At 37.7% G+C, this 16383-nt stretch carries 17 protein-coding genes; 4 read left to right on the forward strand and 13 right to left on the reverse strand.

What is annotated here, in order from left to right:
• Positions 1-93: 93 nt before the first annotated feature.
• From DKG80_RS15205 to DKG80_RS15240, 8 genes are all read right to left on the reverse strand, one after another.
• Positions 94-1656 (reverse strand): T9SS type A sorting domain-containing protein, encoded by a 1563-nt coding sequence (locus tag DKG80_RS15205; RefSeq protein WP_109832218.1) that lies wholly within the window; start codon positions 1654-1656, stop codon positions 94-96.
• 50 nt (positions 1657-1706) lie between these two features.
• The gene (locus DKG80_RS15210) at positions 1707-2375 is read right to left on the reverse strand and encodes a hypothetical protein (RefSeq protein WP_109832219.1); all 669 of its coding nucleotides are present in this window, start codon (positions 2373-2375) and stop codon (positions 1707-1709) included.
• Between the two features lie 61 nt (positions 2376-2436).
• Positions 2437-3786: an acetyl-CoA carboxylase biotin carboxylase subunit gene (gene accC / locus DKG80_RS15215; protein WP_109832220.1), complete on the reverse strand. Its 1350-nt coding sequence runs from the start codon at positions 3784-3786 to the stop codon at positions 2437-2439.
• Positions 3787-3805: 19 nt separating this feature from the next.
• Positions 3806-4285: an acetyl-CoA carboxylase biotin carboxyl carrier protein gene (accB, locus tag DKG80_RS15220; RefSeq protein ID WP_109832221.1), complete on the reverse strand. Its 480-nt coding sequence runs from the start codon at positions 4283-4285 to the stop codon at positions 3806-3808.
• Positions 4286-4384: 99 nt separating this feature from the next.
• A complete protein-coding gene (efp, locus tag DKG80_RS15225; RefSeq protein ID WP_109832222.1) occupies positions 4385-4951 on the reverse strand; it encodes an elongation factor P in 567 nt (188 codons plus the stop codon).
• Between the two features lie 27 nt (positions 4952-4978).
• Positions 4979-5977 carry a beta-ketoacyl-ACP synthase III gene (locus DKG80_RS15230; protein ID WP_109832223.1) on the reverse strand — a complete coding sequence of 333 codons (999 nt, stop codon included), beginning with the start codon at positions 5975-5977 and terminating at the stop codon, positions 4979-4981.
• 177 nt (positions 5978-6154) lie between these two features.
• On the reverse strand, positions 6155-6346 hold the full coding sequence (rpmF, locus tag DKG80_RS15235) for a 50S ribosomal protein L32 (protein WP_109832224.1): 192 nt from the start codon (positions 6344-6346) through the stop codon (positions 6155-6157).
• 17 nt (positions 6347-6363) lie between these two features.
• On the reverse strand, positions 6364-6906 hold the full coding sequence (locus DKG80_RS15240; protein ID WP_109832225.1) for a YceD family protein: 543 nt from the start codon (positions 6904-6906) through the stop codon (positions 6364-6366).
• Positions 6907-7016: 110 nt separating this feature from the next.
• Here DKG80_RS15240 and DKG80_RS15245 point away from each other — a divergent pair, with 110 nt between their 5' ends.
• The 4 genes from DKG80_RS15245 to DKG80_RS15260 all read left to right on the forward strand — a co-directional run bounded on the left by DKG80_RS15245 (position 7017) and on the right by DKG80_RS15260 (position 10636).
• Entirely contained in the window at positions 7017-7640 is a 624-nt protein-coding gene (locus tag DKG80_RS15245) for a Crp/Fnr family transcriptional regulator (RefSeq protein ID WP_109832226.1), read from the forward strand.
• Between the two features lie 144 nt (positions 7641-7784).
• Positions 7785-9479 (forward strand): SulP family inorganic anion transporter, encoded by a 1695-nt coding sequence (locus tag DKG80_RS15250; RefSeq protein ID WP_109832227.1) that lies wholly within the window; start codon positions 7785-7787, stop codon positions 9477-9479.
• A gap of 30 nt (positions 9480-9509) precedes the next feature.
• Positions 9510-10040, forward strand: a complete 531-nt coding sequence (locus DKG80_RS15255) for a DUF4251 domain-containing protein (RefSeq protein WP_109832228.1) — start codon at positions 9510-9512, stop codon at positions 10038-10040.
• A 128-nt stretch (positions 10041-10168) separates the two neighbouring features.
• A complete protein-coding gene (locus tag DKG80_RS15260; protein ID WP_109832229.1) occupies positions 10169-10636 on the forward strand; it encodes a hypothetical protein in 468 nt (155 codons plus the stop codon).
• A gap of 55 nt (positions 10637-10691) precedes the next feature.
• Here DKG80_RS15260 and DKG80_RS15265 read toward each other — a convergent pair whose 3' ends face one another.
• The 5 genes from DKG80_RS15265 to DKG80_RS15285 all read right to left on the reverse strand — a co-directional run bounded on the left by DKG80_RS15265 (position 10692) and on the right by DKG80_RS15285 (position 16363).
• Positions 10692-12176: an alpha-L-fucosidase gene (locus tag DKG80_RS15265; protein WP_109832230.1), complete on the reverse strand. Its 1485-nt coding sequence runs from the start codon at positions 12174-12176 to the stop codon at positions 10692-10694.
• Between the two features lie 185 nt (positions 12177-12361).
• Positions 12362-14011 carry a glycoside hydrolase family 43 protein gene (locus DKG80_RS15270; protein ID WP_109832231.1) on the reverse strand — a complete coding sequence of 550 codons (1650 nt, stop codon included), beginning with the start codon at positions 14009-14011 and terminating at the stop codon, positions 12362-12364.
• Positions 14012-14166: 155 nt separating this feature from the next.
• A complete protein-coding gene (locus DKG80_RS15275) occupies positions 14167-15462 on the reverse strand; it encodes an aspartate kinase (RefSeq protein WP_109832232.1) in 1296 nt (431 codons plus the stop codon).
• A 150-nt stretch (positions 15463-15612) separates the two neighbouring features.
• On the reverse strand, positions 15613-15921 hold the full coding sequence (locus tag DKG80_RS15280) for a hypothetical protein (protein WP_109832233.1): 309 nt from the start codon (positions 15919-15921) through the stop codon (positions 15613-15615).
• Between the two features lies 1 nt (position 15922).
• Positions 15923-16363: a DUF5606 family protein gene (locus DKG80_RS15285; RefSeq protein ID WP_109832234.1), complete on the reverse strand. Its 441-nt coding sequence runs from the start codon at positions 16361-16363 to the stop codon at positions 15923-15925.
• Between the last annotated feature and the right edge of the window lie 20 nt (positions 16364-16383).

The following is a 16383-nucleotide window of genomic DNA, read 5'->3' on the forward strand; positions in this document are numbered from 1 at the left end:
ATCAAATAACTATTCACCATCCGAAATTTTGTTCTTTAGATGGTAAAATCTTCTATATACGTATAACTCTTGCTACTTTTTTACCAATCTATACTATTCAACCAGTATCTTCCAAAACCGAGTAGTTCCTGAATTACGTATTTTTAACACATAAACACCTTTATTCTTAGGTTTCTCAATCCTAATACTTTTTAAAAAGCTATTTCCCGAAGAAAATATCTTACCAGAAATAGATCTAATCTGATAACTAAATGTAGACGAGTTACTATTTTTAAAAATCCAATACCCTCCTATTTCATCTAATGCAAGAAAATCATTTTCTCCTTTTATTCTGGCTACTATATTAGAATTTTGTTCCTCTGGAGGTATAAGTTCATCAACGGGAATTTCAATAGTGAAACATTCTGTAGTTTCTTGACATTCATTCTGAGACAAAATTGCTGCATAATCTCCCGAAACCTGTGGTTTAAATATCGTACCCTTAACTCCTAAAATATTACTTGTTGAGCAATCTATCCACTGAATGTCAGTTGATAAGGCTGATATTATTTCAATACTATTATTACTGAAAGAAGTAGTGTAACTTATCTCTTCAATGGTAAGATCTAAATTCACTAAACTATCACAACCATCCACATCTTCAAACAATTCAGAATATTGACCTGACTCCGTCAACTCTTGACTTCCCATTATGAATGACTCCCCTTTACATATTGTATATGAAACTTCTTCTTCAATCTTAGAGTCTGTTGTCCCTACTTTAAAAGTTATTGGCGCAATAGATTCACATCCTGTTTGTTTACTTAAAACCTCCACGGTATATATACCTTCTAAATCTGGATAGAATGGATTTCCTGCATAACCTTCCTCCTCTTCCACTTCAGTACCCCTGTACCAAGAATATTCATATTCCGTAGAATTAGGATCGTCAATTTCCAACATAACTTCTCCAGGTCGACCACAAGACTTAACATCTTTGATTTCAGCAATGTTTATCTCTGGAAGGGTAATTGCTGTTAATATTGATCCCATTCTAAAGTCTTCACAACCTGAAATTTTATCAACCATCGTAACATTATATAGTCCTTGATCTAAGTGACTTTGCATAAAATCATTCCCGATTGGGACAACTTGAGTGGAACCAAAGTACCACTCTGGATCAAACCTATCAGGGTTATCTTTTGAATTAATCAACTCTCCTTCCCATTCAATATAGGCTATCGCATTCAATGCACCATTTGAAACAGTACAATGTGTCAAATCAGAAATCTTCTCTATAGCGATTTCAATATTCACTTCAGTTCGTTCAATCACCAATTCAAAGACTGAAGATATGCAACCCGACTCTTTTTCTATCAATTGATATTGATATACTCCAGAAGGAACTTCCTTATGTAATAATCCTTCAAAAAGAAGGTTATCCAAGTTATTTTCGCTAAAAAAACGAGAGGTATACCCTTTTAAGTCATTAGTCTCAACTCCATCCACTATAATGGACTGAATATGTATTTCTCCATTTGCAGAAACATCATCGAAACATCGACGATCATTCTTTAAATTCAATTTCCCTATTGATATGGTGGGACATGAATCTGCGTAAAGATTTGAACTATACATCCCAATACAGATACATAGGACAGGAATTAGATATTTCATAAATAATTATCAAATTAAACTCGAGTACAAAAATAAAACAATGATAGAACCTAAAACTTTATAGGTGCATAGAAGACTAATCTAAGAGTAAGAATATTATCATTTTTACTATCCTTTCCCCACTGGCTGATATTATCCAAATAGTCTGTTGTCGTATTCAGCCAACCTATTTGTGCTCCAATAGAGTATTGCGTCGTTGTCACATATCTAACTCCGAAATGTGTCGGCAACATGAAAGATATGTTTCCATATTCTTCATTGAGAGCTCTTGTTTCTGTTTGATCAGATAAATTTTCTCCTGATTCATCCTTTGGTTGAAATCTTGCAAAACCAATTCCCTGAGAAAAGTAGACTTTCAATCTTTCCCAATCAACTAAGTAATATTGTAAGTCATAGTTGAAAGCAAGCAAACTGGAAGTAAATGAAGAGTTAGGAGTAGAATTAGGATCATCTTGAAAGACATAATCTAGCTCGTGACCACTAACAGAACCTAATGTAAGAGTCAAGTTGCCATGAAGCCTTTTATCTCGATTGAGTTTAAGCCCTATTGACCCCATAAGAGAACTTGCTCCATAACCACTTCCTAAATCTCCTTTGTACTTGGCTCCCCCTAAACCTATCATTAATTCCTTCTTCTTAGGTTGACGAACATAAGCGGAGTCTTGTGCCACCAAAGACACTGATACCAAAAGTAAAATGATTAAAATACTATACTTCATGACAAAAAAATAGCCATTCTATCAGATAGAATGGCTACTAATATAAATATTGTCCTTGCTATTATAGGTCACTCATATCAAATGATTCCATAAATGCTGTCGTAAACTGACCAGATTTAAAAATCTCATCTTCCATTAATTTGATATGAAATGGAATTGTCGTTTTCACTCCTTCAATTACGAACTCTTCCAATGCTCTTTTCATTCTAATCAATGCTTCTTCTCTTGTCTGAGCAGAAACAATCAGTTTAGCAATCATTGAGTCATAATTAGGAGGAATAGTATAACCTGCATATACATGACTATCTACTCTTACACCATGACCACCAGGAAGGTGAAGGTTTGTAATCTTCCCTGGAGAAGGTCTAAAATCTTTTGCTACATCCTCAGCATTGATTCTACACTCTATGGCATGAAGCTTTGGGAAATAGTTTTTACCAGATATCTCAATACCAGCAGCCACCTTTATTTGCTCCTTGATCAGATCAAAATCTGTTACTTCTTCCGTGATAGGATGCTCTACCTGAATACGAGTATTCATTTCCATAAAGTAGAAATCACCATGCTTATCTAGTAAGAATTCAACTGTACCTGCGCCTTCATAACCGATAGCTTCCGCACCTTTAATCGCAGCTACACCCATTCTCTCACGAAGTTCCTGAGTCATAACTGAAGCTGGACATGGAGTTTCTTCAGTCAATTTTTGGTGCCTTCTCTGTACAGAACAATCTCTTTCAGAAAGATGACAAGCTCTACCTCTACTATCTCCTACTATCTGTATTTCTACGTGTCTTGGCTCTTCCACGAATTTCTCAAGGTACATACCATCGTTGCCAAAGGCTGCTTTGGACTCAATTCGAGCGTCATTCCATGCTTTCTCAAATTCTTCCTCCTTTTCGATTTTTCGCATACCGCGTCCACCACCACCAGCAGTCGCTTTGATAATGACTGGGTATCCAACTTCCTTAGCCAATGCAATACCTTCTTGTAATGAATCTAACAATCCATCAGAACCAGGAATAGTAGGAACACCAGCTTTCTTCATAGTATCCTTAGCTGTAGCCTTATCCCCCATTTTGTTAATCATCTCTGCACTAGCACCGATGAATTTGATATCGTACTCCTCACATACTTTAGAGAATTCGGCATTCTCAGAAAGAAATCCATATCCTGGATGAATAGCGTCTGCATTAGTAATTTCTGCTGCTGAAACTATTTTCTTGATATCTAAGTAAGATTGAGAACTCGGAGCGGGGCCAATACATACAGCCTCATCAGCAAACCTCACATGTAAACTGTCAGCATCGGCTGTAGAATAAACCGCTACAGTTTTGATGCCCATTTCCTTACAAGTTCTGATTACTCTAAGAGCAATCTCTCCCCTGTTGGCAATTAATATCTTTTTAAACACTACGCTTTGAGTTTATGTATTAAGAAGGATCTACTAGGAATAATGGCTGATCATACTCAACAGGCGCAGCATTTTCTGCCAAAATCTTCACTATAGTACCTGAAACTTCAGATTCAATTTCATTGAAAAGTTTCATAGCTTCTATAATACATACTGTGTCCCCAGCGCTAATTTTATCTCCTACATTCACAAAGTTTGGTGACTCTGGATTAGCTGCTTTGTAGAAAGTACCGATCATTGGAGACTTTACTTCGATATAGTTATTTCCAGCTGGAGCAGGAGATTCTACTGCTGCTGGAGCAGGTGCTGGTGCTGCAGCTGGCACTGGAGCTGCTACGGGTGCAGGTGCTGCGACCACAGGAGCTGCAACTGTCTCTACTATTTGAGCTTCGTTACTTCTCTTCACCTTAATCTTGAACTCTTCAGTTTCGATATTCACCTCTTCTAGTCCTGAATCTGCTAGGAAATCAATTAGGTCTCTGATTTCTTTTACTTTCATGAGATATGATATTTATTGTAATTCTTAACTATTGATTGGGATAAATGGACGGCAAATGTAAAGCTTTAAGCCTAATAACATTCTTATCTCTCCCTCAGTTTATTTCTTGACTCTTTCTACGTAAGCCCCTGTTTTACTCTCAATCTTCAATGTATCACCTTCATTGACGAAAAGTGGAACTTGAATCTCAGCACCAGTCTCTACAGTAGCAGGCTTGGATGCATTAGTCGCTGTATCGCCTTTTAACCCTGGTTCAGTGTAAGTGACATCAAGGATTACATGAATAGGAAGCTCTACCCCTAATATTACTTCTTCCTCAGCGTGAAAGATCACCTCAACATTCTGTCCTTCTTTCAAAAATTTAGGCGCATCAATCAAAGTTTCCTCTACCCCTATTTGCTCATAAGTCTCATTATGCATGAAGTTGTACCCTAAATCATCTTTGTACAAATACTGATACTTATGTCTCTCAATACGAGCAGTCTGAATTTTGTGTCCAGCAGAGAAAGTATTATCTACTACTTTGCCAGTCTTCACGTTTTTCAATTTTGTTCTTACAAAGGCAGGACCTTTTCCTGGCTTTACGTGTTGGAAGTCTATGATAAAGTACAAACCATGATTGTACTCAATACACATTCCGTTTTTGATATCTGCAGTAGTTGCCATTATCTGAATAATTAATAATGCTATGAATTATTTCGGGTCGTAAGCCCATTTTAAATAAAGAGATCCCCAAGTGAAACCACCTCCGAAAGCAGCCAAAATTAAATTGTCTCCTTTCTTCAATTGACTTTCATAATCCCACAAACAAAGAGGAAGTGTCCCCGCTGTAGTGTTACCATATTTTTCAATATTCATCATGACCTTGTCGTCGCTCACTTCCATTCTACGAGCGGTAGCATCTATGATTCTTTTATTGGCCTGATGAGGTACTAACCAAGCAATATCTTCACCTTTAAGATTGTTTTTCTCCATGATTTCGGCAGAAACATCTGCCATATTGGTCACAGCAAATTTAAAAACTGTCGACCCTTCTTGGAATGCATAGTGTTTTTTAGCTTGAACAGACTCAACTGTGGCAGGAACTCTGCTACCTCCTCCAGGCATACCTAAGAAATTGACGCCAGTTCCATCAGTTTTCAAAATAGAGTCAACAACACCCACATTTTCTTCTGTTGGTTCAAGTAGTACAGCTCCACCACCGTCTCCGAATATGATACAGGTAGTTCTATCTTCATAGTTGATAATTGATGACATCTTATCAGCACCTATCACAATGACTTTTTTGTACTTTCCTGTTTCGATAAACTGAGCAGCCGTAGATAATGCATATAAGAACCCTGAACAAGCTGCTCCCATATCAAAACTCCAAGCGTTTTTTGCACCTATTTCCTCTCCTACAATATTAGCAGTAGCAGGAAAAGGGAAATCAGGAGTAATAGTGGCACAGATTATCAAATCTATATCCATAGGATCAGTTCCAGTCTTCTCAAGCAGGCCTTTACAAGCTTCAACACCTATCACAGATGTTCCTTGTTCTACTCCTTTTAAAATTCTTCTTTCTTTGATTCCTGTACGAGTAGTGATCCACTCATCAGAGGTATCCACCATCGTTTCAAGCTCGGCGTTAGTCAATACATAGTCTGGTACATAACCATGAACGCCTGTGATCGCAGCTTTAATATTTGTCATTTGGGGCTAAATTTGACTGTATATCCATAGATATAGCTTAGGTCATTCAATTGGTCGGCAAGATAGTGAAAATCTTATCAATTGAAATCCAAGCTGATTGAAGTGTAGTAGGTATAAACAGAGAAAGTCTGCTTTTTAGGCAGACTATGGTAATTATTCTCTTGAGCTCAAAGTATATTAAGCTAGAACTTCTTTCTCTATCACAACTTTACCTTTGTAGTAAAGTTTGCCTTCGTGCCAGTATGCTCTGTGAGGTAAGTGTGCCTCTCCAGTAGTAGCACAAACTACATAGTTCTTTGCTTCAGACTTGTAGTGAGTTCTTCTCTTATCCCTTCTTTGCTTCGACGTCTTACGCTTAGGATGTGCCATCTTCTTATTATTTTACTTTAGTTCTTTTTAATATTTTTCAATGCCGCCCATCTAGGGTCGATATCTTCTTCTTTACTCTCTTCCTCTTCTTCTTCTGATTCACCTACGGTGTATACCCATTCCAATTCATCATCCTCTTCGATATCATCTTCTTCGAACTTAGGATGAAGTTTTTTCATTGGAACAGCCAAAGAAATATACTCATAGAGCGGTTGCTGAATATTGATGCTTTGCTGTCCACTTGGTATTACCCAAATATCCTCTTCGCTATCATCAAATTCTTCCCCATACTTTATGAGAAGAGTTTCCGTACTATCAATAACATAGTCAAAAGGTTCGTTGCTACGATCACATATTAATTCCAAAGAGGCATTAATATCAAACGTAAGCTCCATCAAAGTTTCTTTTTTCAACAAAGAAACTTTGCACTCACCTTTACCATTGTCGACTAGGCTATCTTCAAAACTTTCAAAGAGCTCATCATTAATTTCAAATTCATATTCATGAACCCCAATCTTGAGTCCGTAAATATCAATCTTAAATCGCTTATTTTCTTTCATTTTAGCTATGTCTAGAAAATAGGGACGCAAATTTAGATATATATTACTGATAATTAAAAGGTATTTACAAAATTTGATCCCTAAATCATTAAACCTTTGTCACTTATCATATGGAACAGCTTCTAATAGCAAAATTCGGTAAACTATTTCAAAAAGACCTTATTGATGAGATTCTTGATTGTATCAAGTTTAAGGAGGTGGATTCAGGTGAAGTGATCATTGACTATGGAAAATATGTAAAGAGCATTCCTCTAGTATTGGATGGTTCAATAAAGGTTATTCGTGAGGATAATAAAGGTCATGAGTTATTTCTTTATTATCTAGGTGGTGGGGATACTTGTGCTATGTCTCTCACTTGCTGTCTCAAACATAAAAAAAGTGAAATACGAGCAGTAGCTGAAACTAATGTGATGGTAGGTATGATCCCTCTAGAACAAATGGACAATTGGATGAAATTCTCTTCTTGGAGGCAGTTTGTATTCAATTCATATAACGAAAGGTTTGAGGAAATGCTTTCAGCTTTAGACTCTGTAGCGTTTATGAAACTTGACGAACGCTTGATGAATTACTTACTTGACATCAAGCAAAATACTGGTTCGTTTGTAATTTCACGTACTCATCAAGATATAGCAAAAGACCTAGGTACTTCCAGAGTTGTAATATCGAGACTCTTGAAAAAGCTAGAAGAAAACGGACAAATAGAGTTACATCGAAACAAAATCGAAGTGATGTAAATGTAATCATCACAAAAATTCCTTTTTACCTTATTTAATTCTACGCTTTAGTCTATCAGAATAACTCCCTCCTTTAGCTAAGTAACAATCGTTACAATAGATACTTATCGCTTCAGCTACCTTTGCGAGGTGTCTTAAATTGTAATGAAAGGTTTATTCCCAATCTTATCAGCTCTAAAAGGGTACTCTAAAAGTACATTTAAAAATGATATGACCGCTGGTCTGGCAGTCGGAGTATTACTTGTACCACAAGGAATGGCATATGCTATGTTAGCTGGATTACCACCAGTTTACGGTCTTTATTCGGCAATCTTCCCTCAATTAGTATACTCCATCTTTGGATCATCAAGACAGTTGGCCGTAGGACCTGTAGCAATGGATTCACTTTTGGTGGCTACATCTATATCGACCTTAGCTCACATAGGCTCTGAACATTATATAGAGCTTGCTCTATTATTAGCTTTTATAATAGGGAGTACTCAAGTTTTAATGGGCATTTTCAAATTAGGCTTTCTTGTTAATTTTCTTTCTAAACCAGTGATAAGTGGATTTACATCTGCAGCGGCATTAATAATTGCAGCCAGTCAATTAAAAAATATTCTTGGCTTCAACATTCCACGATCTCGTTTTATTCAGGATATCTTCATTGACACTATTCGAGAAATAGAGCACTTTCATTGGCTAACATTTATATTGGGAATTCTAGCAATCTCAGTCTTGATTTTATTTAAGAGGTATTTCCCTAAAATCCCTGCTGGAATCACTGTCGTAGCCTTATCAACCTTACTTGTCTACATATTGACACTTACAGAACAAGGTTTCTCAGTTGTTGGAGAAATTCCTAAAGGGTTACCCAAATTTCAATTTCATTCTTTACAAATAGAAGTTGTTTATGAGATCATTCCTATAGGGATAGTAATAGCCATAATTGGATTTTTAGAAGCCTATTCAGTTGGTACTAGGATCCAGATGAAACATAGTAAAGAGTATTCTATCAAGCCCAATCAAGAACTATTAGCATTGGGGCTTTCAAATATCGTAGGATCATTTCTGGGTAGTTTCCCTACTTCTGGAGGATTTGGAAGGACAGCTGTCAATGATCAATCAGGGGCAAAAACTCCTATTGCTAGCTGGATTGCTGCATCAATTGTTCTGTCAACTCTATTATTTTTAACTCCCTTATTCTATTATTTACCTAAGGCTACACTGGCTTCATTGATCATTGTTGCAGTACTCGGTTTGGTTGATTTGAAACTGCCAACTAGATTATGGAAAGCTGACAAAGCCGACTTTGTAATGCTTCTTGTAACTTTTTCAGTCACATTGTTCTTTGGAATAGAAAAAGGTGTGATCATTGGAGTGGGACTATCGTTGACTACCCTTATTTATAAAACTTCTGAGCCTCATACTGCTTGGCTAGGCAAAGTCAGTGGGACTAAACACTATAGAAACCTCTTGAGATACGATAACGCGGAGGATCATCCTAATATTTCTATACTAAGAATTGATGCTAGACTCTATTTTGCCAATATCAATGCGGTAGTAAAAATAATAAAAGAAGCTTCAATTTCTAAACCAACGTTAAAAATATTCATAATTGATGCACAAGGCATAAGTGATATTGACGCAACTGCTCTAGATGGTTTGTCGGAAATTCATTCTCATCTTAATTCAAAAGGGATTACTCTAAAAATAACTAGTGTTATTGGACCTGTAAGAGATAAATTATTCAAGTCAGGTATGATAGAATTACTAGGAGAAAGTAACTTTGCGCCGTCGATAGATGAAGCTCTTGGGAATAAGGAAAATTCTAAGCTAAGATTTCAAACTCAGGATTGATTCTACCGTAAACTGACTAAAACTTTTCTCATGAGACTTTTATCATTTATTGCTCTCGTTCCCTTTTTACTGTCCAGTAATTTTCAAAAAGATTCAGGTAAAAAAGCTGCTAAACAAGAAAAAAAGCTTAGAGCATATGAGGCCTCTGTCGATATGGCCGACAAAGCTGAATTTGAATTTATAGCCAACTTTGCAAATCCAATGTCAGGGAACAACATACCATTGACTGGTCCTACTTATGATCTTATTGTAAAAGGGGACTCTGTCAAAGTTTTCCTACCATATTTTGGAGTATCTAGAATAGCACCTGATTATGGTTCATCAGACAGAGGTATCAAATACGAAGGGCTACTTAGGAATTATTCTGTAGGCAATAATCCTAAAAGGAAACAGGTTGTAATTACTTTCCAATCTGATAGTAAAAATCAAGAAGTATACCGATACACCCTATTCATGGGAGCTGGAGATGATGCGTCTCTTACAATCAGTAGCACTCATCGTGATCCTATTTCTTTTACCGGAGTGAGATCCGTAATAGAATTGGATGATGAAAAAAAATAATCGAGCTTCATACCAATTACCCATAACCCTCTCACCTTAAGTCGATAATAACCTTCCACTCGTCGATAGATTTGTGATTTAACGTTTTGTTATTGTTGGTTTGTAATAGATTATAAACCCAAGCCAACATGAAATCGACCTATATAATATTCACCCTGACACTTTTTTGTTTGACTAGTTTTGGCCAGACTTATTCTGGCAAGTTTCAGATAGATCCAGCAATACGTGACTTTAAAAACTTCACAGTCACTGCAGAACCCGTAAAAAACGTGGCCGACAATCACATCAATGTGAGAGCTATTAATCTAGAGGATGAAATATTCTCTTCTACCGCCCAGTTTGCCTCACCTGAAATCATTGAGACGGTGTTAAAAAATTTCAGAGGTGAGTTATCGATTATTTCTGTTTACGAAGGGCAGTTAGAGATTTATAACAAATTACTTCCTTTTTATTTAGTAGGATACAGAGGAGTAGACGGAAGCGAAAAACACTTCTTGTTAGAAAAATATACTGATAAATCTGAGGACGCACTAATGGTTAATGTGGACACATATCAATGGTCTAAGACTAACACTGTGCAAATCGAGAATTATTGAGTGTTTGGTAATATTTAGTTGTTGGTCAGTAGCACTTGCTACTGACCTTGTTTATTTAGAATGTTACCTTGAATGTAACAGCATATTTTCCTTCATAACTTTCAGGAATATTCACTAATACCCCATCTTGTGACAATTCCCATTCTACATTTCCAAAACCAAGTAACTCCACATTTTTTATTTCCTTTTCAAGTAAACCTTTAGATTCCGCAAAACTTTTTATCCAGAGCTGACCTTCAGGTCTGGCCATAGAAATAGCATACAAATTTTCACCCTTAGTAGTAAAACGTATATCCTCTACTACAGCGTCTTTATTTTTTCTTTCACTTAAATGACCTTCTACGATATCTTGAGGACCTTCTCCGTAGATTTTCCAAGTTCTTGTTCCATATATAGCTTCTCCATTAACTTTTAACCACTCTCCCATTTCTAATAGCCTTTCCTGTACACCTTGAGGAATCTCACCGTTTGCTCGAGGTGTGATATTGAGCAAGACGGCTCCATTCTTACTGACTACATCAACTAAGAAATCTATAAGGCGATCCGTAGACTTGTATTGTGGATCTGAAACATCGCACCATGCTCCCCAATCAATCGAATCGTCAGTCAACCATACAAAGTCTTTCTTTTCGCTCATTCTGGATCGTTCTAAATCTAGCACAGCACTTCCTTCAGCCATATCTGTAAACTTGTATGTACATACTACTTCTTTGCCCCATTTCTCTGCGCTGTTGTAGTAATTGGCTAAAAACTGCTGACGATACTTTTCTTCGATAATGTCCATTTTGTTATCAAACCAAATTATATCTGGTTCATACTTAGCCATCAATTCGTCTAATCGAGCTAACCAATCCTTATGAAATTCCTCTTTAGGGGGATTAGGATAGTCTCCTGTAGCCATTACAAACGACCCTTCTGGTACATATGGTCCATAAAGCCCTTCATACTCTGGATCTCCTGCATCTACTTTTTTGTTCCAAGTCGGATACCAAGCATACAACCAATGTCTATGATAGGTCGCTATGAATTTAAGTCCTTTAGCTTTTACAGCTTTTTCCAGCTCACCGACTATATCACGTTTTGGACCCATTTTTACTGAATTCCATTCTGTGATCTCACTATCCCACATAGCAAATCCATCGGCATGTTCTGCAACCGGCCCTGCAAACTGAGCTCCTGCTTTCACGAATAGATCCACCCACTCTTCAGCATTAAATTTTTCCGCAGTGAACATCGGAATGAAGTCTTTGTAGCCAAACTCATCAAGGGGTCCATAAGTCTCTTCATGATACTTTCTAATCGGGTGCCCTTTTTTATACATGTGTGTAGAATACCATTCGGTCTTATGTGCAGGTACAGAATATGGTCCCCAGTGGAAATAGATACCAAACTTCATGTCCTTGTACCATTCAGGAACTTCGTATTTCTGAAGTGATTCCCAATTGGGCTCATATCGGGATACTTTTTTATTATTTCCCGTATGACTACAGCCTCCTAGCCACCATAAAGTACATAGTATTATTAAGATTCTAGCTTTCATTTTTGCGACTTTTAATTTGTTAACACGACAAAGGTCTACACATAAGACTCAATACTCCATTGGTATATTTTAAGAATAAAAGGGGGATTTAGAATCCACTGAAATCAATGGCAATTCCTTAAAAAATCATTGATTAACGCACCCTGAGATCGGTTTCCTGTAGACGGGTCTATGCTAAGTCTATACTATTCGCCCTTTTGGTATTCATACTTATCAAACCTTGCATACTGATTACTTGATTCTCCTGAACCAGTAGCATAGAGTCCGGAATAGACCCCATTGAATTTCATAGTTACTTCGTCTGATAGAATCGTGTAGTCGAGCTCTCCGCCGATCGGCTTCAATTTGTCTACAGACTCTCCAAAATAAAACTGCACTTTACTCTTATTAACTCTTGCGTGTAAAATCACCTCTGCTTTTTTATAAGGAACACTTACTTCTTCGGTTTTTACGGGTTCGTCTTTTACCCCTATTTTGGAAGTCACAGTCAGAGTAATTCCATCCTTACCTTTAAGTAACTGAAAATGACTGGTAGATCTACGATATATCACCAATCCTGCTTTTTCGTTTTCCTTACCAGTTTTGAAAGAAAGCTCAGTTGTGACCTGATAGACATGATCAGTAACTCTCATACCAACAAAAGATGGATTGGTAAATTCATTCAAGACTTCCGGTCTGAGTTGAAGCTGTAAACCATCTCCTGTACTATACCATTTGCTCTTGGGTGTTCTGAGCATATTCCAATCGAGCCCCAAATCTTCATCTTCAAAGTTGTATTTCAAACTCTTCTCAGGTACGGGGCTCCAAGGAAGGTTCGGTCGCTTCTGTTCCAATTGCAAACTACCTACACCCGGGTTGTAGATCGGGGTAATGTCATTTTCGGGGTTTCGCATCATACTCACTTCAGCCAAGAAAGTCTCTCGAGCCAACATTATGAAACCGTCAACAGGTCGCTTACCCAACATTACAGAGTACCAGTTTCCATTCTCATCCTGTACCAAATCGGCATGTCCCGTCTGATCAATGGGATGAAACGGAGCCAAATGTCTGTGTGTCATGACCGGATTACTATCATTGGGTTTATAAGGACCTCTCAGATTTTTGCTATTGAAGACGGTCACCGAATGAAAAGAATTAGTTCCTCCCTCGCCTATCAGTAGTAGATACTGACCCTCTACTTTGTAAATATGAGGTCCTTCTGGCCATCTTGCATTTGAAGCATATCCAAGAGTCAATTGCGTCTTAGCCCCTATCAACTTACCTGACTTCAGATCAATCTCTTGAAGCCAAATACCGCCCTTGCCTTTCCACTCCTTACGATCTCCTCCAAGTAGCCCAGTACCTATATAGTAACACCTCCCGTCATCATCCCAAAACAATGAAGGATCGATTCCACGAGCTCCTTTTCCATTTTCATTCTTTACCCAAATCGGATCAGACCATGGTCCTGCTGGATCTTCAGCGGTCACGTAAAAATTTCCATTACAGCCAATGCAAGTTGTGATAACATAAAACAGCCCATCCCTGTATCGAATCGTGGGGGCAAATATGCCATTGGAGTCTTTGACTCCTTTTCCCATATCCAGCTGATCAGATCGATGGATGGCATGACCTATTTTTTCCCAATTTACCAGATCCTTACTCCGATGAATCGGAAGGGCCGGATACCACTCAAAAGATGAATTGACTATATAGAAATATTCTCCTACTCGACAGATAGACGGGTCTGGATAGAAACCTGGGAGAATAGGGTTTCTAAATCTGTCAGGCTGAGCTTTCGCTTCTGAGGAATAAATTAATAGGACAACAATAAGTGTGAACAGTGATCTTACCATAGCAATTGACTTAATTATCTAGTTGCTAATTTGGTACTAATCTTATTGTCTGACTGGTGAAAATCCCTGACTATTCTACATTTGAACAAATCACCCCCTAAAAAAATCAACAAAAGGACGGAACCTGAGTACGTCCTTCTGTTCTGTCTGAGCAATTAAGCTCTCTTCTTCTCTTCTGTCATTATTATATGCTTCTTCTCTGGAACATATAATAAGTGATAAACTGCCTCACTTTTTTGTTCAAGGATTACTTCTTCTCTCTGATAGATCTGAGATAATGCCTCAGCATTATGAGCTATTACTGTCAAAAGCTCTAAGCCTTCTCTAACATCTATCTCAAATTCTCCTTCTAGCATCTGTACTAGTTTCTCTACTTTATCGAATTTCTTATCAATACAAATCTGAAAACTAACTGCAGATGTCTGCATCAAATTTGTCTTGATATTTAATTGATCCAAAGCATTGAAAATGATGCTTAGCTTTTTCTCATCGATAAACGTAAAGTCGGTGACTTTAAATGAGATAAACACCTGTTTGATCTTCACAATAAACGAAGCAGGGTGCTGCTTGGCATGTCCTCTGCCGATTACTGTCCCATCGTTTTCAGGTGCAGTAAATGGCCTTACAAAGAGCTTGATTTTATTTTGAGCCAGAGGCTTGATTGTTCTAGGGTGAATGATAGATGCACCATAATAGGTCATTTCAGCAGCATCCATATATGTCAACTCTGGAATAATAGTAGCTTCTGGCATCTTACGTGGGTCTGCTGTCATTACTCCTGGTACATCTTTCCATACGGTAACAGATTCAGCTTGTAGACAGGTAGCAAATATTGCCGCACTAAAGTCCGAACCCTCTCTGCCTAATGTAGTAGTCTTTCCTTGACCGTTTGAACCAATAAAACCTTGAGAAATCACAATACCGTCTTTGGTATGCTGAGGGATTCCGCTTTTGATGTTTCTTTTAGTCAATTCCCAGTCTACCCTAGAATCTGTGAAGTGATTGTCTGTTCTGACCATTCGTCGTGCATCAATCCACGCAGTTTTCTTCACATTGTCATTCAAGTAATGCTTGATAATACGAGTAGAAAGCAATTCCCCCTGACTTACCATTTCACTATAGACCTCAGAGTATCCGTTTCCTTCAGCGCCTTTTAGATAGTCTGCTATGGTTTCGAAGATTGATTCTATTCTTTCGAAAAGCTCATGTCCTTCAGGAAGAAGACCTTGTGCAATACTGATATGAAAATCTTTGATATCATTCAATTTAGTTTGCCAGTCACCTTTGTTGAAAAACAATTCAACGACTTCTTCGAGAGCATTTGTAGTTTTACCCATAGCAGATACTACTACTACCAACTCTTCATCACAAAACCTCTTGATTACGCTTGCTACGTTCTTTACTGACTCTGCATCTTTAACTGACGCACCTCCAAATTTGAATACCTTCATGCTAATGCTAGTTATTGTCTTACCAAAAGAAAGCCACGGCTCTCATCATTGGGGCGCAAAATTAAGCTTAAAAGAGGTAATTAGCTAATAGTCAGTAAACCCTAGCTTTGGATATATAAAAAACTGAAGGGTTATGTGCTTGTTTGACATCTACAAACTTCGATATTTCTCTCGCGTCTTGACTTTCTGAAGTTCTCTTTGAATTACTTCTTGAGCTAGTATAGTAGCGAGTTCTTCTGGCGGGGCTGTGGTAAGAATGGACTTGAATTTGTCTTCCCCTATATCAATTTTATAAAATGCATTGAGGAGTCGATTGAGATCTTTATCGAGAAGGTGTCGGATAATTCTGGTCAGGAGATAAGTAAGGTCAGTCAAGAAAACAGCCTCTGCTAGTTCAGACTCATCCAACTGAAAGTGTGCTGAAATGAGCTGGCTACAGCTGACTGTTTCCCTATCCATTTTATTTTTCTTCAGAAGTTTCAGCCTCAGCTTCTTCTTCCTTCTGCTCTTCGAATACTTCTGGATAACCAGCACTCAATAAGTTGTACCAGTTCACCAACTTCTTGATGTCAGATACATAAACCTGATCTTCGTCGTAGGTAGGAAGTACACTCTTCAAAAATGATTTCAGCTCTTCAGGATCAGAACTTCCGGTCAATCCTGTATCACCTTCATATTCTGCATGGATAGCTTTCATTACATCTTCCAATGGTTTGGAACCTTCAGAGTCTGTAGTGTAGATAGAAATCTCACCTAGCACAGATACTTTAGCATTCATGTTGACAACCATTTTCTTCTTCTTGTCATCCATTGTTTCAAGAATCATACCTCCTCTAGTCGGTGATACAATACTGAAAAGTCCACCCTTGCCTGATACCGTTGCTATCTCATTAAAATTCATATTGCGTGCTTTTTATTCAG

The organism is Reichenbachiella versicolor, assembly GCF_003171675.1.
In the GTDB taxonomy this organism is placed as follows: Bacteria; Bacteroidota; Bacteroidia; order Cytophagales; family Cyclobacteriaceae; genus Reichenbachiella; species Reichenbachiella versicolor.